Annotated in this window: 20 protein-coding genes; 10 read left to right on the forward strand and 10 right to left on the reverse strand. The window is 59.4% G+C overall.

Annotation, left to right across the window (positions count from 1 at the left end; genetic code table 11):
• Nucleotides 1-19: 19 nt before the first annotated feature.
• Nucleotides 20-1069: a serine hydrolase domain-containing protein gene (locus ACILSR_RS14240; RefSeq protein WP_395750449.1), complete on the forward strand. Its 1050-nt coding sequence runs from the start codon at nucleotides 20-22 to the stop codon at nucleotides 1067-1069.
• Between the two features lie 8 nt (nucleotides 1070-1077).
• On the opposite strand, the gene ACILSR_RS14245 is transcribed toward ACILSR_RS14240, so the two are convergent.
• The gene (locus ACILSR_RS14245) at nucleotides 1078-2457 is read right to left on the reverse strand and encodes a DUF4038 domain-containing protein (protein WP_395750450.1); all 1380 of its coding nucleotides are present in this window, start codon (nucleotides 2455-2457) and stop codon (nucleotides 1078-1080) included.
• Between the two features lie 84 nt (nucleotides 2458-2541).
• On the opposite strand from ACILSR_RS14245, the gene ACILSR_RS14250 reads away from it, so the two are divergent.
• The 3 genes from ACILSR_RS14250 (at nucleotide 2542) to ACILSR_RS14260 (ending at nucleotide 4942) form a co-directional block, all read left to right on the forward strand.
• On the forward strand, nucleotides 2542-2982 hold the full coding sequence (locus tag ACILSR_RS14250) for a RidA family protein (protein WP_395738978.1): 441 nt from the start codon (nucleotides 2542-2544) through the stop codon (nucleotides 2980-2982).
• Between the two features lie 74 nt (nucleotides 2983-3056).
• A complete protein-coding gene (miaB, locus tag ACILSR_RS14255; RefSeq protein WP_395750451.1) occupies nucleotides 3057-4415 on the forward strand; it encodes a tRNA (N6-isopentenyl adenosine(37)-C2)-methylthiotransferase MiaB in 1359 nt (452 codons plus the stop codon).
• A complete protein-coding gene (locus ACILSR_RS14260; protein ID WP_395750452.1) occupies nucleotides 4412-4942 on the forward strand; it encodes a GNAT family N-acetyltransferase in 531 nt (176 codons plus the stop codon). The genes miaB and ACILSR_RS14260 overlap by 4 nt, the downstream gene beginning before the upstream one ends.
• A 119-nt stretch (nucleotides 4943-5061) precedes the next feature.
• Here ACILSR_RS14260 and ACILSR_RS14265 read toward each other — a convergent pair whose 3' ends face one another.
• Nucleotides 5062-5988, reverse strand: coding sequence for an FHA domain-containing protein (locus ACILSR_RS14265; RefSeq protein ID WP_395750453.1), 927 nt, complete (start codon nucleotides 5986-5988; stop codon nucleotides 5062-5064).
• A 198-nt stretch (nucleotides 5989-6186) separates the two neighbouring features.
• On the opposite strand from ACILSR_RS14265, the gene ACILSR_RS14270 reads away from it, so the two are divergent.
• Complete coding sequence (locus tag ACILSR_RS14270) at nucleotides 6187-6963, forward strand: hypothetical protein (protein ID WP_395750454.1); 777 nt, start codon at nucleotides 6187-6189, stop codon at nucleotides 6961-6963.
• 52 nt (nucleotides 6964-7015) lie between these two features.
• On the forward strand, nucleotides 7016-10534 hold the full coding sequence (gene dnaE / locus ACILSR_RS14275) for a DNA polymerase III subunit alpha (protein ID WP_395750455.1): 3519 nt from the start codon (nucleotides 7016-7018) through the stop codon (nucleotides 10532-10534).
• A gap of 7 nt (nucleotides 10535-10541) precedes the next feature.
• Here the strand turns inward: dnaE and ACILSR_RS14280 are convergent, their stop codons facing one another.
• A complete protein-coding gene (locus ACILSR_RS14280; protein WP_395750456.1) occupies nucleotides 10542-11195 on the reverse strand; it encodes a vancomycin high temperature exclusion protein in 654 nt (217 codons plus the stop codon).
• A gap of 91 nt (nucleotides 11196-11286) precedes the next feature.
• Between ACILSR_RS14280 and rlmB the strand changes: the two genes are divergently transcribed.
• Nucleotides 11287-11865 (forward strand): 23S rRNA (guanosine(2251)-2'-O)-methyltransferase RlmB, encoded by a 579-nt coding sequence (gene rlmB, locus ACILSR_RS14285; RefSeq protein WP_395750457.1) that lies wholly within the window; start codon nucleotides 11287-11289, stop codon nucleotides 11863-11865.
• Nucleotides 11862-12593 (forward strand): NAD-dependent deacylase, encoded by a 732-nt coding sequence (locus tag ACILSR_RS14290; protein ID WP_395750458.1) that lies wholly within the window; start codon nucleotides 11862-11864, stop codon nucleotides 12591-12593. Before rlmB ends, ACILSR_RS14290 begins: the two co-directional genes overlap by 4 nt.
• On the opposite strand, the gene ACILSR_RS14295 is transcribed toward ACILSR_RS14290, so the two are convergent.
• The 7 genes from ACILSR_RS14295 to ACILSR_RS14325 all read right to left on the reverse strand — a co-directional run bounded on the left by ACILSR_RS14295 (nucleotide 12585) and on the right by ACILSR_RS14325 (nucleotide 20885).
• Complete coding sequence (locus ACILSR_RS14295; RefSeq protein ID WP_395750459.1) at nucleotides 12585-13373, reverse strand: intradiol ring-cleavage dioxygenase; 789 nt, start codon at nucleotides 13371-13373, stop codon at nucleotides 12585-12587. The genes ACILSR_RS14290 and ACILSR_RS14295 overlap by 9 nt on opposite strands.
• Nucleotides 13374-13449: 76 nt before the next feature.
• Entirely contained in the window at nucleotides 13450-14988 is a 1539-nt protein-coding gene (locus tag ACILSR_RS14300; protein WP_395750460.1) for a hypothetical protein, read from the reverse strand.
• Between the two features lie 7 nt (nucleotides 14989-14995).
• The gene (locus ACILSR_RS14305; RefSeq protein WP_395750461.1) at nucleotides 14996-16306 is read right to left on the reverse strand and encodes a hypothetical protein; all 1311 of its coding nucleotides are present in this window, start codon (nucleotides 16304-16306) and stop codon (nucleotides 14996-14998) included.
• A gap of 25 nt (nucleotides 16307-16331) precedes the next feature.
• The gene (locus ACILSR_RS14310; protein WP_395750462.1) at nucleotides 16332-17591 is read right to left on the reverse strand and encodes an MFS transporter; all 1260 of its coding nucleotides are present in this window, start codon (nucleotides 17589-17591) and stop codon (nucleotides 16332-16334) included.
• Nucleotides 17588-19330, reverse strand: a complete 1743-nt coding sequence (locus ACILSR_RS14315; RefSeq protein ID WP_395750463.1) for an endo-1,4-beta-xylanase — start codon at nucleotides 19328-19330, stop codon at nucleotides 17588-17590. The genes ACILSR_RS14310 and ACILSR_RS14315 overlap by 4 nt, the downstream gene beginning before the upstream one ends.
• Nucleotides 19331-19364: 34 nt before the next feature.
• Entirely contained in the window at nucleotides 19365-20411 is a 1047-nt protein-coding gene (locus ACILSR_RS14320; protein ID WP_395750464.1) for a formylglycine-generating enzyme family protein, read from the reverse strand.
• A 57-nt stretch (nucleotides 20412-20468) separates the two neighbouring features.
• Nucleotides 20469-20885: a c-type cytochrome domain-containing protein gene (locus ACILSR_RS14325; protein ID WP_395750465.1), complete on the reverse strand. Its 417-nt coding sequence runs from the start codon at nucleotides 20883-20885 to the stop codon at nucleotides 20469-20471.
• Between the two features lie 113 nt (nucleotides 20886-20998).
• Between ACILSR_RS14325 and ACILSR_RS14330 the strand changes: the two genes are divergently transcribed.
• The gene (locus tag ACILSR_RS14330) at nucleotides 20999-21343 is read left to right on the forward strand and encodes a nucleotide pyrophosphohydrolase (RefSeq protein ID WP_395750466.1); all 345 of its coding nucleotides are present in this window, start codon (nucleotides 20999-21001) and stop codon (nucleotides 21341-21343) included.
• Complete coding sequence (gene rsmH / locus ACILSR_RS14335; protein ID WP_395750467.1) at nucleotides 21340-22380, forward strand: 16S rRNA (cytosine(1402)-N(4))-methyltransferase RsmH; 1041 nt, start codon at nucleotides 21340-21342, stop codon at nucleotides 22378-22380. The genes ACILSR_RS14330 and rsmH overlap by 4 nt, the downstream gene beginning before the upstream one ends.
• Nucleotides 22381-22393 lie beyond the last annotated feature (13 nt).

A 22393-nucleotide genomic window follows, 5' to 3' on the forward strand; every position in this document is an offset into this window, starting at 1 on the left:
AAGGTGTGATGTGGAACGTATGAAACGACGTGCCTTTGTGAGTTCCCTTGCAGCCTGGCCGCTGGCTGCCGCTGCGGCCCCTGAATCTGAGGAAGGAAAGATGCGCAGCATCGCCGAAGGTTTCCTGCGGGAGCATGGCATCCAGGGCATGAGCATCGCGTATGGTCGAAACGGCAAAATCGAATTTGAGGCAGGCTATGGCTTTGCGGATGAGGAGGGGAAGGAGGCTGTCACGCCACAGCATCGGTTCCGCATCGCCAGCATTTCCAAGCCAATCACCGCCACGGCGGTGATGATGGGCATTGAAAAAGGTCTGCTCAAGGCCGACAGCAAGGTCTTCGGTCCGCAGGGCATCCTGGGTGGCGACTACAGTGGAGATGTGGCGGCGGTGACCGTGGATCAACTGCTCACCCACACCAGCGGTGGCTGGGCCAATGACAAGGATGACCCCATGTTTAAAAAAACTGGGATGAACCACGCCGAACTCATCGCGTGGACACTGGCGAACCAGAAGCAGACGCACAAACCGGGAGAGCACTATGCTTATTCAAACTTCGGCTACTGCGTGCTGGGCCGTGTGCTGGAGAAGGTGCACAACCTTTCGTATGACAAGGTGATCACCCAGGAGGTGCTGTCCAAGTGCGGCATCACATCCATGCAGATCGGTGGCAATACACTTGCAGACCGACAGCCGCAGGAGGTCATGTACATCACTCCCAAGGCAGGCGCGGCTTACATCATGAATGTGTCCCGGATGGACTCACACGGCGGCTGGATTTCCACCGCAGGAGATCTGGTGCGCTTTGCCTCACAGCTTCCTCTTTTGCTCAATCAGGATTCGATTCACGCGATGATGACGCACGGCGTGAGCGAGAGCTACGCTCGTGGCTGGAATGTGAACAAAGTGCCGAACTGGTGGCACAATGGCTCGCTGCCCGGCACGTCCACGATCATGGTGCACACCGCGAAGGGCCTGTGCTGGGCCGGTTTGCTCAACGGGCGCAAGGATGGCCTGGGCCTCGCGCTGGACAAGCTGATGTGGCAGATGAGCGGAGCGCTGAAGGCGTGAGTTATTTTTCAGGGCTTCTTTTTTCGAAGAAGAAAGACCCAGTCTTTGGTTCGGCCAACGACCTGACCAGATGCGTCCTTCCATTCAGAGGCCGCACCGAAGAGATAAACTCCGGCGGTGGCGGAAAGATGGCCCATGGGTTTGCCTGTGGCTGGATCCATGCTGGTGGCTTCCATTTCAGCTGGCTTGAAGGACAGCTTGCCGAAATCGGGCGCGATGCTGGTGGTCTGTGCATCTGGCACATAAACGACCGCAAAGCTCCCATCCGTAGCCACGGCGCACATCGGCGGATTGGTGCCCGAGGGGCTGTTCAACAGGAATGAGTCATTCCGCCGCAGCTTCGTCCAGTCGAGGTCCTCGATGAAGTTTTTCATCACTCCCATCTGAGCCGCGCCGGGGAGATCCAGCGCCTGCTGCCAGGGAGTGCGCGCGTCCGTCTGTGCCTTGCGCATGGTCAGATCATGAAACTGCCAGATGCTGTGCGTGCCATACACATGGCCGCAGGCGCTGCTGAGGACGCTCCACCATGCGGCGCGGCGCACATCGTAGTCGTCGAACCACTCGGTGGGCTTCTTGTCTTTCATGAGGCCGCGCACGGGATGGTCTTCGTAACAGGGCTCGCCATCCAGCGTGGGCTTGAGCGCGGGGAGGGCCAGGTTTTTCGCGTTCATGTCATAGTTGGCCTTGGCACGCTGGGCGTGCCCGCTTTGAAACATGTGGAAGTCCAGCCAGGGTTCGTCCGGCCAGTAGTCGGAAGAGTTGGCACCGCCCTTGGGATGAAAGGTGATGAGGTGCCTGCCGCCGTCGCCTTTTATCAAACCGGCAGCCATGGCGCGGATGATGGCGCGCTGCGCGTCGTTATCCACGGAGCGGTCGCCGCCGAGAATCCAGATGATGGGTTTGTCCTTGTAGCGCTTCGCCAGCCACTCGCAGTAGGTGGCGGCGTTTTCCGGGGTGAAGATCTCCGGGCCTTTGCCCCACTTCTTGTTCCACTTGTCTCCCCAGGTCGGCAGCAGGGCGGTGTAGAGGCCGAGGGATTCAGCTTTGTTCACGATCCAATCCACGTGCTGGAAGTAGGCCTCGCGTGGTTTTGTCGGGTCGTTGCTTTCCAGCGGCATCTCGCCATAGGCATTGGGCTGGTCAAACTCATACTCCGCCAGCGCCACGGCGAGGACGGTGTTGAATCCTTTGGCGGCGCGGTTTTTCAAATACAGCTCCGCTTCTTCGCGTGTCAGGCGGTGGAAGAGTTCCCACGCCGTGTCGCCGAGGAGGAAGAACGGCTTGCCATCGGCTGTCTCCAAATGGCGGTGATCCGCGGCGACTTTGAGTTCAGGCAGTACGGCACTGGCTGAAACGGTGAGGATGAGCAGAAAGAGGGCGAGGCGCATGGCGAAGATATTGGCAGAAGAGCACCACGGATTGCCAGTTTTCGTTTTTCAAATCGTATTCTGCATCCACTTCTCACTTCCACCATGACACCCCAGCAAAAAGCAGAATCCCTCGGCCTCGTTTTCACCAAGCAGCCGCCCGCCTACCTGAACCTTTGCATCCGCAGCGGCAATCAGCTCCTCACCTCCGGCCATGTGAGTGATCTGAAGGGCAAGCTCGGCGCCGGCGTCTCCACGGAAGACGGCTACAAGGCCGCCAAGAACTGCGCTGAGAAGGTGCTGCGCTCCGTGTGGGACACCCACGGCACCCTGGACGGCCTGAAGGTCATCAAGGTGCTCGGCTGCGTAAACTCCACCCTGGAATACAGCGACCAGCATCTCGTCATCAACGGATGCTCCGACCTGCTGCACGAGATTTTCGGCAAGGAAGGGGACGGGTACCACGCCCGCAGCGCCCTGGGCTTTGCCCAGCTTCCCACCGGCGCGGCCGTGGAAGTCGAGGCCATCTTTGAGATCAAGGGCTGAACCCGGGCGGGGCCATAGCGCCTTAAGGTTGTGTTTTGGGCGGGAAGGGGTATTCTCCCGACCCCCCAATCCCAATGCCACGCGTCCACATCAAAACCTACGGCTGCCAGATGAACGAACGCGACACCGAGCAGGTGTCGCAGATGTTCGTCGAGCGCGGCTATACCATGACGGCGCGGGATGAGGACGCCGATGTGGTGCTCATCAACACCTGCTCCGTGCGCGACCAGGCGGAGCAGAAGGCGCTGGGGAAAATGGGCATGGTTCGGCGGCGGCGCACGCCGTTGGTCACCGGCTTCATGGGCTGCATGGCGCAGAGCCGCGGCAGCGAGCTGGTGGACAAGGCCAATGTAGATCTCGTGGTCGGCACGCAGAAATATCACCGCGTGGTGGACTACGTGGATGAGATCATCCGCGCCAAGGAGGCGAAGCAGATGGATGACGAGCGCTTCTCCATCGTCGATGTCGAAGAAGAAGCCGCCTCGCAAAACACCATCCGCGACCACACGCTGAAGGAGAGGCAGGCCAGCGCCTTTGTCAGCATCATGCAGGGCTGCAACATGAAGTGCACCTTCTGCATCGTGCCCTACACTCGCGGCGGCGAGCGCGGCAGGCCCATCGCGGATATTGTCGAAGAAGTGAAACGCCTTGCGGATCGAGGCGTGAAGGAAGTCACCCTGCTGGGGCAGATTGTGAATCTTTACGGGAGGCATGAATTCCCGGCGGTGGATGGCAAGAGCCCCTTTGTGCAGCTTTTGGAGGCGGTGCATGAGGTGCCCGGCATCAAACGCATTCGCTTCACCAGCCCGCATCCCATCGGCTACAAGAAGGATCTCATCGAGGCCTTCACCTATCTGCCCAAACTTGCCGAGCATGTGCATCTTCCGGTGCAAAGCGGCAGCGATGCCATCTTGAAGCGCATGCACCGGCCATATTCCACGGCCAAGTTTACCGAGCTTGTGCAGCGCATCCGTGAAGCGCGCGCGGACATCGCGGTGACCACGGATGTGATCGTGGGCTTTCCCGGCGAGACGGAGGAGCACTATCTGGAGACGCGGAAGATGTTTGAGGACATCAAGTTCGACAACGCCTTCGTGTTTCGCTATTCCAAGCGCCGCGGCACACCCGCGGCGGAGATGGAGGAGGCCATCCAGGTGCCGGAACGCGTCAAAGAAGAGCGCAATCAGGACCTGCTGGGAGTGGTGAACCGCATCGCCCTGCCGATGTATGATGCCCTTGTGGGCAAAGAGGTCGAGATTCTCTGCGAAGGCCCGAGCAAAACGAACGACCAGCGCCTCACGGGCCGCACTGGCTCCAACCGCATCGTGGTTTTCGATGGCAATCCCGAGCGCCACATCGGAGAGATATTCAAAGTGCGCGTCGCAGAGGCGGGGCATTTCACGTTGTTTGGCGATCCCGTTTTGCATGCATGAGCGCGGCCCTGAAAGTCGATCTGCGCCCGCTGGCACGGGAGGATGCAGGGGCGTTCTGCAGACTGGTCATCGCACTGGCAGAATTTGAGCAGCTGCCACCGCCCGATGAGGCTGCTCAGGCACGTCTCGTGGAGGATGCTCTCGGCGCGAAGCCTCGCATCGAGGTCTGGCTGGCGTTTGCAAATGAGGACGCGGACCCCTGCGGCTACATGATTCTCGTCGAGACTTACTCCAGCTTTCTGGCGTTGCCGACCCTGTATTTGGAAGACCTGTTTGTCCTGCCGGAGCGCCGTAAGATGGGTGTGGGAGGCACGCTGCTCTCAAAGGTGGTGGGCCTCGCGCATGAACGCGGCTGCGGCCGTGTGGAATGGACTGCACTCGACTGGAATGTGAACGCGCAGCAAGTCTATGAGCAGCGCATGGGTGCGAAGCGAATGAGCGAGTGGTTCCTCTACCGCATGACACGTGAGGACATGCAAAATCTGCTGAAACGCGAAGCAAAGCAGCCATCTCGCTCCGCGAGATGAGCACACGGCTTCGTTCCGGGTGTGCACGGTGCGTTTCGATTATTCGAAAATGATTTTTCTCTGAATCGCCTTCAGCACATCTCGGCGGAGCGAGATGGCCACTGTACTGAAGCCCCGTGCTAAAAGGACATCGTAGGCACGTCGATCAGCGAATAGACTTCCACTGGATCCGGCTGCCCCTTCACCGGATGGATGCCGGCGTTTTGGTAGAGTTGCAGGCCTTCAGGCCAGCCATTCAAAAACGGCGCACCTGCGAGCACCGGCACCTGCAGTTTGCGGGTCAGGCTCTCAATGCGGAAGGTCACGTTCACGGCTTCACCCACGGCGGTGTTTACGCCGCGTCCCATGGCGCCCAGGGCCACATCGCCAATGTTCAGTCCGATGTGGCAGTGGACCTCCAGGTTCATGTTTTCCTTCAGCCATTTGCGCTTCGGCGACTCGCTGGCTTCAGGGCTGCTGAGGATTTTGGCGGCCTCGGTGGCCTTCATGCGTGAACTCACGTCATCTCCCGGCCAGTAGGCAAAGACACCGTCGCCAATGAATTTGTCGATGATGGCGTCACGAGTCTTCAAAACTTTTTCGCACTGCGCATACCACTCGCGCAGCATGGCGGCCACTTCCTCGGCGCTGAGCTGCGAGGAAATGGTGGTGAAGTTCCGCAGATCTCCCACCAGCAGGGTGGCGCGCACCGTTTTCACGGGCAGCGCAATGGTGTGGAGCGACTGCGTGCTCACATTGCTCGTCTCGCTCGGCGGCCGTTCTTCCTCCTGGCTGTCGAAAATAAAGGTGCTCGTCCCGAACTGCACGCGGTCTCCATGGCGCAGCGCACGCGCCGTGGTCACCGCCACGTCATTGACGAAGCTGCCGTTGGCGCTGCCAAGATCAGAAACCCAGAAAAGCTGACCGTCCCGCCGGATCGTGGCATGCTGGCGCGAAACCCCGCCATCCACCAGCCTGATGCTGGCATCAGGGCTGCGCCCGACCAGATTGAAGTCCTCGAGAGTGATCTCGAGTTCCTTCTCCAGTGATTTTAGTACGGCTCCCATGAAGTGTTAAACAGAATGCTCTTTTGAAGCAATTTACGCGCCGCAAGTCAAGCGCGGTCATGAACCAGCTACAAGGTTTTTCGCAGGTTCTTTCGACATCTCTGATTTCACTTCGAAAATCAGGCGCTCATTCTGCGAGTTTTTCTCCTCAGAATGACGATGTATTTGCGATTGACATGGGCATCTCCACCATGGGGCATGTTGCAGTGGATATCTCGCAGACGCTTCACGGGTGCCGTTACCGCGGCGCTCCTGCTTCTCGTCGGCGCGGCGCAGGCCCACGTGGTGCCGAACATGACCGTGGAAGCGGATTTCAGCTCCTCGGGAGCCTACTCCCTGCGCATCAATGTGGATCCACGCACCTTTCTGGCCGCCGACCCAGCCTCACTGCCGCCCGTTCCAGCCTCCTGGTACCGGGAGCAGACGCCAGAGCAGGTTGCCGTGACCCATGAAAAGGCAAGGGAGTACCTCGTCAGCACCCTGGCGCTGATGTTCAACGGCCAAAAAACTGCCCTTCCAGCCTTTGAAATTCAGGCCATGGACGGAGCCGACAACACGCCGCTCCATGCTGAAACCCAGGAGGTGCACCTTCTAGCCACTGCCAGCGGACAGGTGCCTCCAGGCGCCAAGACCTTCCAAGTCGACTACTCAAAAGCTGCCACCATACCCCTGATCCTGCTGCAAAAACAGAGGGGGGAATCCGAGCTGCGCCCCCGGGTGGTCTTTGGGGGGGAGATCAGTCCTCCTTTTCAGCTCAAGGCTGTGGTGGCTACAACAGATGTAGCAGCACGCCCAGCCGTCGTGCGCCCAGCCGCCACGCGCCCTGAGGCGGCCCCTCAGCAGCAGGGCCATCAGGTCTATCTCATCATTGCTCTGTCGGTAGTTTGCATTCTTGTCATCGTTGGCTGGCGTCTGCTCAGCCACTACCGCCACTATCACCGTGCCCACCGCAAACCTGGGGCGGAAAAATTGTGAAAAACTAGCTCTTTCATGCCTTCCAAGCGGGGTTAATCCTATCCCCCGCCGCATGTCAGATTCTTTCGTCCATCTCCACCTTCATACCGAATACTCGCTGCTAGACGGCGCAGTGCGCATTGACGCACTGATGAAGCGCGTGAAGGAGCTGAACATGCCCGCCGTGGCCATGACCGACCATGGCAATCTCTTCGGCGCCATCGACTTCTACATGGCCGCGAAAAAGGCCAAGGTGAAGAGCATCATCGGCTGCGAGGCCTACCTGGCCCCCGGCTCCATGATGGACAAAAATGAAGTCGCGGGACGCAAGCGCTCCTCCCACCTCACGCTGCTGGCCGCCAGCAATGAAGGCTTCGAAAACCTTTCCAAGCTGATCACCAAAGGCCATCTGGAAGGCCAGTGGTACAAGCCCCGCGTGGACAAAGACGCCCTGCGCGAGTACTCGAAGGGCCTCATCTGCCTCAGCGGCTGCATCAATGGCGAGATCAATGAACTCCTCCTCTCCGACCGCAAGGACGAGGCGGAAAAGAGCCTGCTGGAATTCCGCGATATCTTCGGCCCTGAGAATTTCTACCTCGAAATCCAGGACCACAACATGGAGGCCCAGCGCAAAAGCGCGCGCCAGATGATCGAGTGGGGCAAGCAGTACAACCTCAAGACCGTCGCCACCAACGACGTGCATTTCCTCAACCGCAGCGATCACGAGTCCCACGACATCATGATCTGCATCGGCACCGGCGCCAGCATCTACGATCAGAACCGCATGACCTACTCTCCGGAGGTCTATTTCAAGACCGCCGAGGAAATGCGCGCCCTCTTTTCCGAGGTGCCTGAGGCCTGCGATGCCACGCTCGAAATCGCCGAGCGCTGTGACCTGAAGATCCATCTCGACTCCACCAGCATTGACCGCTACCCGCAGTATCCCATGCCGGATGGCGGGGACCGCAATGAGTATCTGCGTCGCCTCACCGTGGAGGGCCTGGAGCGCCGCTACGGCCGCGATCGCGCGCTCAATGACGAGGTGCTGCATCATCGCATGGAGGTGGAGCTGGCCCTGCTGAAGGAAAAGAACTTCACCAGTTATTTCCTCATCGTCTGGGACTTCATCAACTGGGCCCGTGAGCATGACATCCCTGTCGGCCCGGGTCGTGGTTCCGCCGCAGGCTCGCTCGTCGCCTTTTGTCTCGGCATCACTGACATCGATCCGCTCCGCTTCGAGCTCGTGTTCGAGCGATTCCTCAATCCCGAGCGTGTCAGCCCTCCCGATATCGATATCGACTTCTGCCAGACGCGCCGTCCGGAAGTCATTCAATACGTCCGCGAAAAATACGGCGACCTCAGCGTCTGCCATATCATCACCTTCGGCACCATGGGCGCCAAGTCCGTCATCCGTGACGTCGGTCGTGTGCTCGGCTGGAGCTACGGCGACAGCGACGCGCTGTCGAAGATGATTCCGAACGAGCTGAACATCGATCTGGAAGAATCGGTGAAGAAAAATCCCGATCTCGCCGCCAAGCTCGAGGCCGACGGCAATGCGCAGGAACTCTGGAGGCACGCCACCTTCCTGGAAGGCCTCACGCGAGGCACGGGTGTGCACGCCGCCGGTGTCGTCATTGGCGACCGCCGCCTTGACAATTTCATTGCCCTCACGCGAGACAAGGAAGAAGCCATTCTCTCGCAATACGCGATGAAGCCGCTCACAGAGCTGGGCATGCTCAAGATGGACTTCCTCGGCCTCAAAACGCTGACGGTCATCCACGAAGCGGAGCACTGGATCCACAAACGTGTCCCTGGCTTCAAAGTGGCCGATGCGCCGCTCGAAGACACCAAGACCTTTGATCTCATCAAACGCGGCGAAACGGTCGCCGTGTTCCAGATGGAATCTGGCGGCATGGTCAACACCTGCAAACAGCTCGGCCCTGACACCATCGAGGAAATCATCGCTATTCTCGCGCTGTATCGTCCGGGTCCGATGCAGTTTATTCCTGATTACATCAAACGTAAAAAGGGCGAGGAGAAGGTGGACTACCCCCACCCGTTGCTGGAAAAAATCTCCAAGGAGACCTACGGCATTCTGGTCTATCAGGAGCAGGTTATGCAGGCGGCGAACCTGCTTGCCGGCTTCTCGCTCGGACAAGCTGACTTGCTCCGCCGTGCCATGGGTAAAAAGGATGCCGCCGAGATGGCCCGCCAGCGTCTCATCTTCGTCGAAGGCTGCCTCAAGACGAACGAGATCCAGGCCAAGCTCGCGAACTCCATCTTCGACTTGCTCGAAAAATTCGCGCAATACGGTTTCAACAAGTCCCACTCCGCCGCCTACGGGATCGTCACCTATCGCACGGCCTACTTGAAGGCCAATTTTCCTGTGGAGTTCATGGCGGCGGTGCTGAGCTTTGAAATCAGCAATCCCGACAAGATCGCCAATTTCGTCAGCGAATGCTTTGAGATGGACATCAAGGTGCTGCCGCCTGACGTCAACAAATCCTCCCTCAAGTTTGCTCCTGAGCGGTTCGAAACCGAAGGGGAAGAGCCAAACGCCATACGCTATGGTCTCAGTGCCATCAAGAATGTTGGCGAAGGCGCCATGGAGGCAGCCATCGCCGAGCGTGAAAAAAACGGGGCGTTTGCCAGCCTGGAAGATTTTGCCGCCCGCCTAGACAACCGCGCGGTGAACAAGAAGCTTATGGAGTCTCTCGTCAAAGCGGGAGCCTTCGACTTCACCAAGGAATCGCGTTCGGTCATGTTTGCCAAGCTCGAGCAGGTGCTCGCCTCCGCGGCCTCGATGCAGAAGGACAAAAAAGCCGGCCAGGGCGGCCTGTTTGATGACTTCGATCTCGCGCAGCCCAAATCCAAAAAGAACGAAGCGGCGGCTCCCGCCACCGTGTGGAGCGCGGATGAAGTGCTCGCCTTCGAAAAGGAGCTGCTCGGCTTCTACGTCAGCGGCCATCCTCTCGACAGCTACCGCGGCCATTTCGATTCTCCCAAGCTCACCAAGATCGCCGGCATCGAGGAGATCGACACCAAGGAAAAAGCGCAGACCATTTCCATCGCCGGCATTCTCAGCCAGCTCGAAGTGCGCTACTCGAAGAAGGACAACCGTCCCTTCGCCACCTTCCGGTTTGAAGACTTTACCAGCCAGGTGGAAATGATGTGCTGGAGCGACGACTACGAAAAGCTCAAGGACGTGCTCGCCAATGGTGCCGTGCTCGCCCTGCGTGTGCGTGTCAGCAAAGATCAAAAGACAGACGGCAATCGCGTCACCCTCAATGGCGCTGTGCCTCTCAAGCCCAAGGCTGCCAAACCGCGCAACGCCAGCGATCCCGATCCTTCTCTGCCACCGCCGCCCAAGCCGCCTGCTCCGCCCAAGCCGGTCGTCTTGAAACTCAACACCAAGCAGCACGACGAAACCGACCTCGAACGCATCCAGGAGGTGCTGCTAGCGCATCCTGGCACACTGCCTGTCTTCCTGGAGATATCTCAAAACGGCTACAAAGCCCGGCTTGAGCTCGACGAAAGCTTCCGCGTCATGCCGAGCGCTGATCTTCGGCGCGCTCTTACCGTCTGGCTGTAGGCGCACGTTAGTCGAGCGGCACCGCCACCTTCTCGCCGAGAAACTTCGGCTGCGTGCCCAGCAGGTTCACGTCCAGCACCGCTTTCACGCAGGCCAGCTTCTCCCGCAGAAAGGTCTTCACGGACAGCTTCAGCGGCACATCCTTCGCATTCAATCCGTAGGCCTCGATCCCAAACGCCCGTGCCAGGTAAATGGCGCGCGCATTGTGAAATCTCTGTGAAACGAATATCACACGCTGCTGCCCGAAGACTTCCCGGGCTCTCACCACCGAGTCCAGCGTGCGAAATCCCGCGTAGTCACACACGATCTTTCCCTCCGGCACGCCCAGCTTGATCAGCGCCAGCTTCATGTCCGTGGGTTCATCGTAGCTGTGCGTGCCGTTGTCACCGCTGACGATCAGCGCTTTGACCTTGCCCGCTTTGTAGAGCGCCGCCGCAGCCTCCATCCGGTATTTGAAAAAATAGTTGTTCCACCCTCCCGCCACATGGGCGGCGGTGCCCAAAACCACCGCCACAGGGGCGTCGGGAGTTGTTCTCGCATCACCAAAGCACCGGCCCTCAGACCGCTTCGCGACCCACCATTCACAGCCAAAGACGATGGCAGGCCCCAGTGCGACCAGAACGGCGAATCGCAGCCACCAGCGCTTGAAAAAAGTCTTCATCCTAAATTCCTCCAGTCACTTCACACAGCCTGCAAGCTGTCGCTTCTATCATTTTGCCAAATCGCATTCTCAGCGCACTGTCCGGAAACACATGCGCCCGAACCGCCCCGAACAACCCGTCGCCCGCCAGAACCGCCACGCCCGCTCAGACAACCAGGTGCGTATCTATGAGGAGGGAGACATCCCCGCCATTCTCGAAGGCAAGGAAAGCCCCCTCGTCCTCATCCTCGACTGCGTGCAGGACCCTCACAATCTCGGCGCCTGCCTGCGCACCGCCGATGCCGCCGGCGTCTGCGCCGTCATCATGCCCAAGGACAAAACTGCGCCCATCACCGAGACCGTCGTGCGCGTGGCCTGCGGCGGTGCGGAAAACATTCCCCTCATCCGCGTCACCAATCTCGTCCGTGCCATGGACAAGCTGAAAGAGCTCGGCATCTGGCTCGTCGGCACTGCCGATGAAGCCACCAAGAGCCTCTACGATCTCGACCTCAAAGGAGGCATCGGCATCGTCATGGGTGCAGAAGGCCCCGGCATGCGCCGCCTCACCGGCGAGCACTGCGACTTCCTCGTCAAGATCCCCATGGGCGGCAAAGTCGAATGCCTCAATGTCTCCGTCGCCACAGGCGTGTGTTTGTTTGAATGCGTCAGGCAGCGGCAGCCCAAAAAATGAACAATGAAAAAAACATCGTCATCCTCACCGGCGCAGGCATGTCCGCCGAGTCCGGCGTGCCCACCTTCCGCGGGGCGGATGGACTTTGGGAAGGGCATCACATTGAGATGGTGGCGTCGCCCGAGGGTTTTGCGCGTGATCCCGAACTCGTGCACCGCTTTTACAATCTGCGGCGTGCTGCCTTGAATACGGTAAAGCCCAATGCGGGGCACCTTGCGCTGGCACGTCTCGAGCGGGAGTGGGAAGGAAAATTCCTGCTCGTCACCCAAAACGTGGACGACCTGCACGAACGCGCCGGCAGTGAAAAACTCATCCACATGCACGGAGAACTCCTCAAAGCTCGCTGCGAATGCTGCAATGCAGTTCTATTCTGGAGCAAGGAGATGTCGTCCGGTACCCGATGCCGCGCCTGTGGCGAAATCGGCGGCATGCGCCCTCACATCGTCTGGTTTGGCGAGATGCCCTTTGAGCTGGAAAAAATCACCACCGCCCTTCACAGCGCGGACATCTTCCTTTGCATCGGCACTTCCGGCGTCGTTTACCCCGCCGCCGGTTTCACGCGTGAGGCGGCGCGAAACCCAGCGTGCCGCCTTGTGGAGTTCAACATCGAGAGCACGGAAATCTCACGACAGTTCCGCGAACGCGTCATCGGCCCCGTGGCTACGGAGCTGCCCCGGTTCGTGGAGCAGCTCCTCGCAGATGACCACCGTCAGGCTTGGTTAGAATGATGGCCCAAACAGGGCTTCCTTGATGTCACGATCACTCACTTCCGCGCTGTCACGTCGGCGTGGGGGCGGTCCTCCGGGGCCGCCAGGTCCACGACCGCCGCGCTCCGCATCTTCCGGTGTGCTGCCGATCACAATGTCCCAGGTGCCCACGAGTTCCTTGCTGTCCGCGCTCATCGGTTTGAACTCACGAATAACGGAAAGCCGCTGCTCCTCCGTGCCCATGCTGCGCAGGATGCCATCGCGGTCATTCTGCGGCACGCCCGCGATGAACAGCTGAGTGGTCAGCATGCTCCTGCCATTTTGCTTCACCCGGATGTGATAGTGAATGGTGCGCCCGGTGTAGAGGCCTGGCTTGATGGTGCGGAAGCGGTACTCGCCTTTCGCATTCGTTTCGATCTTCCCGAAGCCCTGGAACTGCGGATCTTTTTCTTTTCCCTGCTGCGCTCCGCGGCTGTGGATGTAGCAGCCGTTGTTGTCGGCCTGCCAGAGCTCGACAACCGCGTTTTGCACAGGCTTGCCATCCACATTCAGCAAACGGCCGCCGAACTCCGTCACGACGCCGCTCGCGGGCGCTTTGCCACCGGTGATCATCGTCAGGTCATTGTCCTGATCCAGTGGCAGATGATCAGGATAATAAGGCCCCTCCGTTGCACGCGGAGTGAGCGTCAGCGCTTCCGCATACACGCTGCTCGTGATGATTCCGCCGGTGGTGAGAAGCAGGCTGTGCAGCAGCCTGCGGCGGCTCAGCGGGATGTGAAAAGAATGGGTGAGGGTGCTCATGGGGGATGAAGAAGATGCTGCTCAAACCACCCACATCGGAATTGGTTGCTGCTTCATCCGATTGTTTTTCAAAACCTCACTGCTGCACGCGGAAGCTTTGCATCACCGGCTTCGCCGTTTGCACTTTCGGCTCGATGCTGCGGCCCCATTGCCAGGCTACTACGGTGATCTCCACCGGCCTCTTCGCGCGTGGCGGCAGCGGCGTGAGTCGCAGTTCATCTCCGACAATCCCTGCCGGACCTTCGCGCACATAGAAGCGCACCTTCTCACCCGCACTTGATCGCGCACGCAGCTTCAGGTCCGTGCCAATCGGCTCAAACTCGATGCTTTGCGCTTTGCCTTCGGCATTGCGCAGCGGGACGTGCAGAACGGCCTGCTGCACCGCCCGTTTGAAGCGCGCATCGCCGGGGTGCTCGGCCTGAAGCCAGATTTCATAACCACGCGCGCTATTGTCAAAACCTAGGCGGTCAAACCGCAGCGCAAAGGTGTCGGCGCTGATCTTTTCCACCGGCCCGCAAATCGGTGAAATCGTGATGAGATCGCGGCTGTCCGGATGTGACACAGCGTCGCCTGCCTTGAGCTTTGTCCAGCGTTCGGGCCGGCCCGCAGGCACGGCATCGAGAAATGCGCCTTCGAGTTTGAAGGTCAAGCCATCGCCCTCAGGCAGCCACTGCAGAGTCACCTGCTGGTGCGTCCCGTTCACCTGCTCCACGAGCCGACCATTTTGCTTGTAGCCGAGAAGCTGTGCCTCCTTGCCAGCATAGGTGCCCTGCAGGCGCTCCGTGGCCCTGGCCTGCTCTTCATCAAAGCACCAAAACGTATCCGTGGGGTTCTGCCGTGGAGGTTTGTCCATGCGCCAGCGGTCCACCAGCACGCCCTGCCGAGTCGCATCCACCGGCCGTTCGGGATGTCGCGCCGCCGCACGGATGTAGTCTGCCATGAAGCGGATCATGGATTCATGATGATCAAAGTGCCCGCCACCCGCATCGGCCAGCATCGACAGCGGTGCCGCCGGGTATTTTTTCCGAAACGCCTGCGCCTTGCCCGCGCGCTCGTCCGCCCATTCATACTCGCCGCTCACCAGCAGCAGCGGCACGCCAGACGCGGCAAATCTTTCAATCCATGGCTGCTTCTCCGGCCACGCGCCCTTCAAAGAAATGGCCGCCAGCGTGCGCTGTGGAAGCTGTGCCGCAAACAGGTACGGAAACTCCGCCATGGCCGAATGCCCCAGCGGCACCACAGGCGCTGTCGCCAGTTCATCATAGCCCGATTTCTCAGCCAGATCGCGCAGCAGAGTTTCAAAGCCAGCCGCATCTGCCGCATCCAGTTTGCCACTGCCACCGAAAGGCGGTGTGATCCACACGATGGCAAAATTCAGCTCCGCCATCACTTGCCGAAACACCCCGCTCTCAAACACCGGTATCTCCAGCATGTTGTGCTGCGCCAGCACCACGCCACGCACCCGTTCGCACGTCGGCGGGATCCACAGAAAAGCACGCGGCGGTCCCTGCGTCTCTTTGCTGATCACAGTCGGCATCGGAACGGACCACTGATACTCTGCGCCGGCCAGCGGACACACGAGCAGCAGACTGAAAAGAAGAACAATGCGGTTCATGCGGTGGTCAGTTGGCCTTAATCACGATGTCCCTGCCCTTGTTCTCCTGCACCGGTCCCTGCGTGAAAATCTGACACTTCTCCGCCTTCGCACCAATGACGACAGGCATGGTTGTCTCGTTGCGCAGGATCAGCCCCCGTGCAGTCCGCTCGCTGCCTGCCGTCGCGTTCTCACCCATGCTGGGTGGTGTAAAGCCCACGAGAATCGGCAGCGCATGCGCTCGCCGGCCCTCCGCGGTGATCGTCACCTCGTTGTCGCTGCCATAGATGGCGGCGATGTCATGCACGTTCACCTTGTCCCCTTCGGTGGGAAGCAGTTGCACATCCACCTTGGCCTTGTCGCCTTCCACATACAGCAGCGGGCCAAACTGCGCGTCTCCCTTGCACTTCGTCAGTACCGCTCCGGTCGAAACCCAAAACGCACGCTCACAGCCCGTGGCGCTGCAATTCTCCAGCTTCGGTGCCGTCTTGGTGCGAAGCTCAAAACCGCCGCGCATGTTTTTCGCGCTGCAGTTCCTAAACACGAGCCCGCGGTGCGTGGTGTAGGTGCGGAAGGCATCCTCGCTCAGCGCCTTCATGTAGCCGGGCTGGATGCGCTTGGTGCCGCTGCGGTTCATGACTTCGCTCATGAACTTGCGCTCAAATGCAATTCCAGATGTCTCGGCCAGCATCTCGTCCGTGCGCCGCATCACGCCTTCCACGTGGCAGTTTTCGAACAGCACGTCATCGCAGTTTTCCTGCAGGTAGAAGCCATGGCCAAAAGCCTTTTGGAAAACTTTGCAGCCAATGAACTGCGAGCGGCTGCCGGTGATGTGCACGCCGCAGTGCTTGCGCCCGCCTTTGCCAAAGAGATCGCCATACCCATACGGGCTGGAGCCTTCCACGTGGATCGTGCAGTCACGCAACGTGTTTCCCTGGCCCGTGACACCGAGCACCGCACCGGCAAACGCGGTGCCTTTGCCCAGGCTTGTGATGGTCAGTCCTTTGAGCGCGTTGTTCTTTCCGCTGATCAAAAACTCATCCGTGTGAATGGGCGAGTGCAGCTTTTCACGCAGCGCCGTGTCCAGCTCGATGACGACACCCTCCAGGTCGAACGTGTTGTCATTGCCGCTGAAGGTGATGAACTGCCACTGCTCCCTTTTCCGCCGCTCGGGGATGGTCCCCGCCGGAATAAATTCAGCCAGCCGGTATGTCCCCGGCTTCATCTTCACCTGCTGCCCACTCTGCGTGGCGGCCTGGGCCAGTTCAGCAAGGCTGGAGATGTCTGCCGCAGCCGTGCCGATCAAGGCGAGAAAGATAAAAATAGAACGAAGAATCATGAACGGGCAATCAATGCACCGCGGATCACCCGATGCCGAGCTGTTTTTCGATGTCTTCCAGCGGCACACCTTTCGTCTCCGGCACCATGAGCCGCACCCACACAAGCTGCAGCACCATCATCCCGCAGAAAAACACGAAGACCCAGCCCGGTGGGAACGCAGACACCATCTTCGGAAAAAAGGTCGTCAGCAGCGCCGCGAAGATCCAGTGCGTAAAGCTGCCGAGAGACTGCCCTTCAGCGCGATGCTTGTCTGGAAATACTTCCGCGATGAACACCCAGATCACCGCCCCTTGCCCCACGGCATGTGCTGCAATGAAGGCAAAGATGCATGCCGGCACGATGGCAAAGTGCTGCGTGAAAAATGCCCATGCACACAGCCCCAGCGAGGCAATGTACCCGAACGACCCGATATAAAGCAGCGTGCGCCTTCCCAGCCGGTCAATCAGCCACAGCCCGACAAATGTGAAGACGAGATTTGTGATGCCAATGCCGACCGACTGCAGCAGTGCCGCCTTGGCACCGAGTCCCGTGAGCTCAAAAATGCGCGGCGCAAAGTACAGAATGGCATTGATGCCGGAGAGCTGATTGAAAAACGCGATCAGAAACGCCAGTAAAATTGGCACTCGCAGCCTGCGGCTCCAAAAGCCTTGAGCACTGACGGTGCTCGCATCCGAGGCGTTCTCCCGCGTTAGCAGCCAGCGTGGACTTTCAGGAATGCCAAGGCACAGCAGCAGATAGATCAGCGAGGGAACCGCCGCCACGCCGAGCATCCAGCGCCACGCGTTCTCACCGATGCCGCCCAGCAGGTAGTTCGACAAAAAGGCCACGACAATGCCGAAGACGATATTGAACTGAAACATTCCCGCGAGCCGACCGCGATGCTCTGGCGGCGAAATCTCCGCGATGTAAAGCGGTGCCGCAATCGTGGAGATGCCAATGCCCAGCCCACCAATGAAACGTGCGATGATGAGCGACCAAACCTCCGGCGCCAGGCCCGACCATACCGCCGAAATCAAATACAGCACGCCCACCCAGATGAGCGTTGGCTTGCGCCCCCAGCGATCCGTCGGCCAGCCGCCGATCACCGAGCCAATCACCGTACCATACAGCGCCGAGGCCGTGGCAAAGCCATGCATGGCATCACTCAGTTTCCACAATGTCTGGATGGTTTTCTCCGCGCCCGAGATAACAACCGTGTCGAAGCCAAACAAAAAGCCCGCCAGTGCGGAGACGACGGACCAGTAAAAGATGCGTGCGACTGACGGAGAAGGGGTTGAGCTCATGGATTGGAGGAGGTCGGTACCGGCAGCACCATAACGGATTTCTGACCCGCCACTTGCATTTCATACCAGCCAGGAAAGCCACGCCATTTCACCTGACCCTTGGCATCCGTCTTCAGTGCGACCTCGGTATGCCACCTGCGGCCGATCCATTCTTCCAGTACTTCGCCCCGCTTGCGAATGGTCCAGTCCTTGTTCCAGGACGCAGCCTCGGGCTTCCAATGTGAACCCTCCCAAAATCCCCAGAACAGAAAGCTTGAGTATGCCGGGTGGCTGAAGACCGAGATGAGCACATCGCGCGTGTAATCCGCCGCCAGTTCTTCATCCTCCGTGGTCACGATATCATACTCTGTGATGCTCTGACGCGGCACCACTTTGGCAAAGCGGTCCGTCACCTCGAGCAGGTGCTCAGGCGATGGCAGGTAGCTCTCATGAAAATGGGCCTGATTGCCAAGACCGGCCACGGTGAATCCCGCTTCATTCAGTGCCTGAATGTAAACGAGCGTGTCATCGCACTGCGGCCCGGGACGAAACACTTGATCCTCATTCACGAAGAACGGCAGCTTCGTCAGTGATCGCGCCAGCGTGAAAACGTCGCGGTCTAGCTTCTCCAGGCCCGGTCGTTTGTTCAGCATGTCCGCCCCGTTCCATGCGATGGGGTGATTGATCACATCCCACTCCACCACACGATCTTTTACAAACGCCAGCCTCTCCTTCACGCTGGCGAGTGTTCGCTCGCGAATGACCGCGCTGTCCTTGACGTCATGCAGATTGAAGGGCGTGGCCACCTGCATGAGGTAGTGCCCGCGGACGGGGATGTGGCGTTCCGCAAACCAGTCAAAAGCGTGATTTAGTTCCGCATTCCGCTGTGCTTTGCGTTTCTCGTCAAAATCCGGCGACCAGTTGCCATCCTTTAGATCATTCTCAAACACCACGATGCTGAAGAGGCGGTCCACGATCTCGCGATAGCGTTTGTCATCCTCGCTCTCACCGCTGAAACGTTTCGCCACTACGGCCGAGCCAAATCCAAACGCATGCCGGCGCAGACTCAGTTTCACCTCCGTATTGGCCGCCGGTCTGCCGTCATCACCCGTCACCGTCATCGAGAGATCTGCCTTGCGATGCTGCTCAATTCGTTCCAGCGCCGCCTTGCGCCACGGTGCCTCCGGCTCACGCCCGGCGTAGCTCTTCTTGATCAGTCGTGCGCGTGGCAAACTGCTCACTGCCACGTCGGCCGGATATTTCAGCACACGGATGCTCTCGACCTCGATGCTCTGCTCTTTCTGCCCACACAGCAGCACCACGGCAGCCTTGTCTGCCGGTACATCGGCATCTGCCACGAACACCACGGGCTGCTCCGTCCACTCACGAAAAATAGCCACGCCGGGCGTGCTGCCATACGAGGTATAAGGCGCGGCTCGCAGTTGCAGCTTTGCCATGACCTCGCCCGTTTCCGCAGCGCCGATGACGCGCGCCTTGATGATCGCCAGCACCCGCTCGTTCTTCGCGATGCCATCAGCTATCGGTGCCGTGAACTGAGCGGTGTAGGGCTTTGAGGGATCGGGCTGGGTGATGGTGATGCGCTTGCCAGGGGCCAGATTTTCAACCGTTCCGGCAGCTTTGGATGCGGACGCCTGCAAAACCACAGCACCATTCGCTTCCATGCCGCCTGGGGGAATCTCCAGTGCGTGCAGTCGGCAAAGTGTGGTGGTAAGGAGAGCGGTCAGAAGCAGACGTTTCATGGTTAGACGCATCTAACTCTGCTTGAGCGGGCGCTCAAGGAATCATCGCGATGCGAAATCCCACCGAGTGATAGCCGCCGCTGCGCGCGCGTCCTTCGCCGGTGCAAAGGCTTCGGCCGCTGCGCCCGGTGGAGTACCAGCTTCCGCCGCGCACGTCGTTTACTTCCTTGCCCTTCTCCGCGCCATTTGTGGCCACGATGACACTGCTCGTCCACTCGTAGGCGTTGCCTGCCATGTCATAGCAGCCATAAGCGCTCTTGCCGTTTTCATAGGTGCCGACGGCAGTCGTAAAGCCGCCGTTGTTGACGAGGTCGCGGTAGATCTGTGTGTTTACAAATCCGGTGTTCGTGTTGTGGTCAATCCAGCCGTTAACACCGCCATCTTGGGTCAGGCTGAAAACCTGGCCATTGCCCGTCATGATGTCTTCCACGCGCCCTTGTTTGCCGGCCTCCTTGGATTTTTCGACGTAGCTGGTCAGCGTCTTCGCTTCCTTGTCCAGCATGTAGGCGGTGCAGACGGCGTTGTAGTTGAAATGTGTCTGCAGCCTGCCCCCGCCATAGCTGCTGTCCTTGTCGTTTCCCCAGGGGTAAAGATAGGCTTTCGGTCCGCGCGCCGCCTTTTCCCACTGCTCCGCATTTGGCACCACGACCTTCCAGCCCGTCTCTTTGCTGATCCACGCGCAATAGGCCTCTGCATCCACAAGCGAGACAAACAGCACCGGATGTGCCGCCTTTCCTTCAGGGTAGCTGCCGTTTTTCCAGTAGCGCGGCACTCCGCGATGCTTCGTGGCGTCCAGGAAGGCTTTGTATTCGGCGTTCGTCACTTCAAACCGGCCCATGGCAAAGCCGGAAATGTCGTGCTCCTCATTCATGCCAAAGGTAAATCTTCCGGCAGGCACAAAGACCATTCCTGCGGGAATCTGAATCGTCTTCGCGCCATCCTGCACCTCCACTGTCGTCTTGTCGATCGGCGAAAGAATGGGCATCCCATTTCCAGCTTTGGCAATGAGATCAGATGCAGCCGCGCCGACTGCCACAAGATGAAAAATGAAGAGAGCAGTGCAGCATTGCGACAGGTTCATGAGCAGATGACGCCCATAAACCCTGCCTTCGAAAAGAGGTTTCCAAAATTGTGACGGTCACCGCCTGGCCTTCTTATGCTGGGGCATGATCGTGCCGTCTTTGCCTTCCGGCCAGACGGCGCCTTCGGTGATCCACTGGCGGATGAGGCTCACTTCATCCTTGGGTATGCGGTGTCCTGTGGCTGGCATGGCCTTCTTGTCTTTGGATGGCAGCGTCAGAACCAGATAGAGCATGCTTTTTTCCGCGTCTTTTGGCACGATCACCGGTCCCGCTTTGCGTTTGCTGAAAGCCAGCGCACGCGTCTGCAGATTGAGCTCTCCCAGCAGGGTTTCGGAGTTGTGGCACTCCACGCAGCGGTCAGCGAGGATGGGTTTGACCTGTTTCACGAAATCCACCGGCGCGTCTCCCGCGGCGTGGAGAGTGGTGGCAAGTGCGAGAGAGGCGGCGAGCACGATGGATGAGCGAGTCTTCATGGCAGAAGCATCCTTGATTTGTCCGGCGCTGTCTCAGCGTGGCTTGCGGCCGGTTGGGCGCATCTTGTTGCCTTCCCGGTTGCTCCCGGATGCGCGCTCCTGCATCATGCTGCATGACCATCGAACAAATCACCGCCCGCATCTGTGCGTTTCGCGACGCGCGGGACTGGATGCAGTTTCACAGCCCTAAAGAACTGGCCATCGCCATAACCGCGGAGGCGGGGGAGCTGCTGCAGCACTTTGTCTGGCAGCAGCCGGGTCAAATTGAGCAGCGGGTGAAGGACAAGATGCCGGAGCTGAAGGACGAGATGGCGGATGTGGGCATCCTGCTCTTTGAGCTTGCTAACAACCTCGGTGTCGATCTCGGGAAAGAGATGCTCGCCAAAATCGAGCGCAATGAATCACGCTATCCTGTGGCCAAAGCCCGTGGATCCAACGCCAAATACAACGAGCTGTGAGCGAGGAAGAAGTCCCAACACCCCATCGACGCCGCCCGCGCTACTCCGGCAAAAACCCGCGTCGTTTTGAACACAAGTACAAGGAGTTGAATCCCGAGCGCTACGCCGAGACCATCGCCAAGGTGCGTGCCTCAGGAAAGACGCCCGCAGGGCAGCATGTGCCGATCTTATTAAAGGAGATCATGCAGGTTCTCGCTCCGCAGCCTGGTGAGCGTGCTGTGGACTGCACGCTGGGCTACGGCGGCCATGCTAGCGCCTTGCTCAAAGCGGTGCAGCCAGGCGGAACCCTGCTCGCATTGGATCAGGACCCCATTGAAATTGTTCGCACCGAGGCACGCTTGCGCGCCACTGGTTGCGAGGAAACGGCGCTCGTGGTGAACCGCATGAATTTCGCCGGACTGTCCCGTGCACTCGGGGAACTGGGCTGGAGCGATGGCGTGGACGTGCTTCTGGCAGATCTCGGCTGCTCCTCCATGCAGTTCGACAATCCTGCCCGGGGCTTCAGCTTCAAGCACGACGGCCCGCTGGACATGCGCATGAATCCGCAGCGCGGTGCATCAGCGCGCGATTTTCTGCAAAAGATCAGCGTCGAAAAGCTCACCGCCATCTTGAGTGAGAACGCCGACGAGCCGCACGCGAAACTTCTCGCGCAGGCGCTGGCTGAATCTGATTTCGCCACGACGTGTTCGTTTGCCGAGGCTGTGCGCCGGGCGATGCCGCATCGGGTTGATGAAGAAGAGAGAGAGGCCACCGTGCGCCGAGTCTTCCAGGCTCTGCGCATTGCAGTGAACGAGGAGTTTACCGCGCTAGACACTTTTTTGCGTCTGTTACCCAGCTGTTTGCGCCCGGGTGCACGGGTGGCTATCCTCACCTTCCACTCCGGCGAAGACCGCCGCGTGAAGCACCTCTTCCGTGAGGGGCTTCGCAGCGGTATTTTCAGTGCCACCAACGACGAGGTCATACGCCCGTCATCGCAGGAGACCCGCGACAATCCGCGCGCGGCTCCGGCAAAGCTGCGGTGGGCGGTGAAGGGGTGAATTGAAGTGCATT

This window comes from Prosthecobacter sp. (assembly GCF_044222565.1).
GTDB lineage: Bacteria > Verrucomicrobiota > Verrucomicrobiia > Verrucomicrobiales > Verrucomicrobiaceae > Prosthecobacter.

Coding starts and splice junctions, on each gene's coding strand:
- ACILSR_RS14240 (WP_395750449.1), top strand. CDS start 20: ATGAAACGACGTGCCTTTGTGAGTTCCCTTGCAGCCTGGCCGCTGGCT.
- ACILSR_RS14245 (WP_395750450.1), bottom strand. CDS start 2,457: ATGCGCCTCGCCCTCTTTCTGCTCATCCTCACCGTTTCAGCCAGTGCC.
- ACILSR_RS14250 (WP_395738978.1), top strand. CDS start 2,542: ATGACACCCCAGCAAAAAGCAGAATCCCTCGGCCTCGTTTTCACCAAG.
- miaB (WP_395750451.1), top strand. CDS start 3,057: ATGCCACGCGTCCACATCAAAACCTACGGCTGCCAGATGAACGAACGC.
- ACILSR_RS14260 (WP_395750452.1), top strand. CDS start 4,412: ATGAGCGCGGCCCTGAAAGTCGATCTGCGCCCGCTGGCACGGGAGGAT.
- ACILSR_RS14265 (WP_395750453.1), bottom strand. CDS start 5,988: ATGGGAGCCGTACTAAAATCACTGGAGAAGGAACTCGAGATCACTCTC.
- ACILSR_RS14270 (WP_395750454.1), top strand. CDS start 6,187: ATGTTGCAGTGGATATCTCGCAGACGCTTCACGGGTGCCGTTACCGCG.
- dnaE (WP_395750455.1), top strand. CDS start 7,016: ATGTCAGATTCTTTCGTCCATCTCCACCTTCATACCGAATACTCGCTG.
- ACILSR_RS14280 (WP_395750456.1), bottom strand. CDS start 11,195: ATGAAGACTTTTTTCAAGCGCTGGTGGCTGCGATTCGCCGTTCTGGTC.
- rlmB (WP_395750457.1), top strand. CDS start 11,287: ATGCGCCCGAACCGCCCCGAACAACCCGTCGCCCGCCAGAACCGCCAC.
- ACILSR_RS14290 (WP_395750458.1), top strand. CDS start 11,862: ATGAACAATGAAAAAAACATCGTCATCCTCACCGGCGCAGGCATGTCC.
- ACILSR_RS14295 (WP_395750459.1), bottom strand. CDS start 13,373: ATGAGCACCCTCACCCATTCTTTTCACATCCCGCTGAGCCGCCGCAGG.
- ACILSR_RS14300 (WP_395750460.1), bottom strand. CDS start 14,988: ATGAACCGCATTGTTCTTCTTTTCAGTCTGCTGCTCGTGTGTCCGCTG.
- ACILSR_RS14305 (WP_395750461.1), bottom strand. CDS start 16,306: ATGATTCTTCGTTCTATTTTTATCTTTCTCGCCTTGATCGGCACGGCT.
- ACILSR_RS14310 (WP_395750462.1), bottom strand. CDS start 17,591: ATGAGCTCAACCCCTTCTCCGTCAGTCGCACGCATCTTTTACTGGTCC.
- ACILSR_RS14315 (WP_395750463.1), bottom strand. CDS start 19,330: ATGAAACGTCTGCTTCTGACCGCTCTCCTTACCACCACACTTTGCCGA.
- ACILSR_RS14320 (WP_395750464.1), bottom strand. CDS start 20,411: ATGAACCTGTCGCAATGCTGCACTGCTCTCTTCATTTTTCATCTTGTG.
- ACILSR_RS14325 (WP_395750465.1), bottom strand. CDS start 20,885: ATGAAGACTCGCTCATCCATCGTGCTCGCCGCCTCTCTCGCACTTGCC.
- ACILSR_RS14330 (WP_395750466.1), top strand. CDS start 20,999: ATGACCATCGAACAAATCACCGCCCGCATCTGTGCGTTTCGCGACGCG.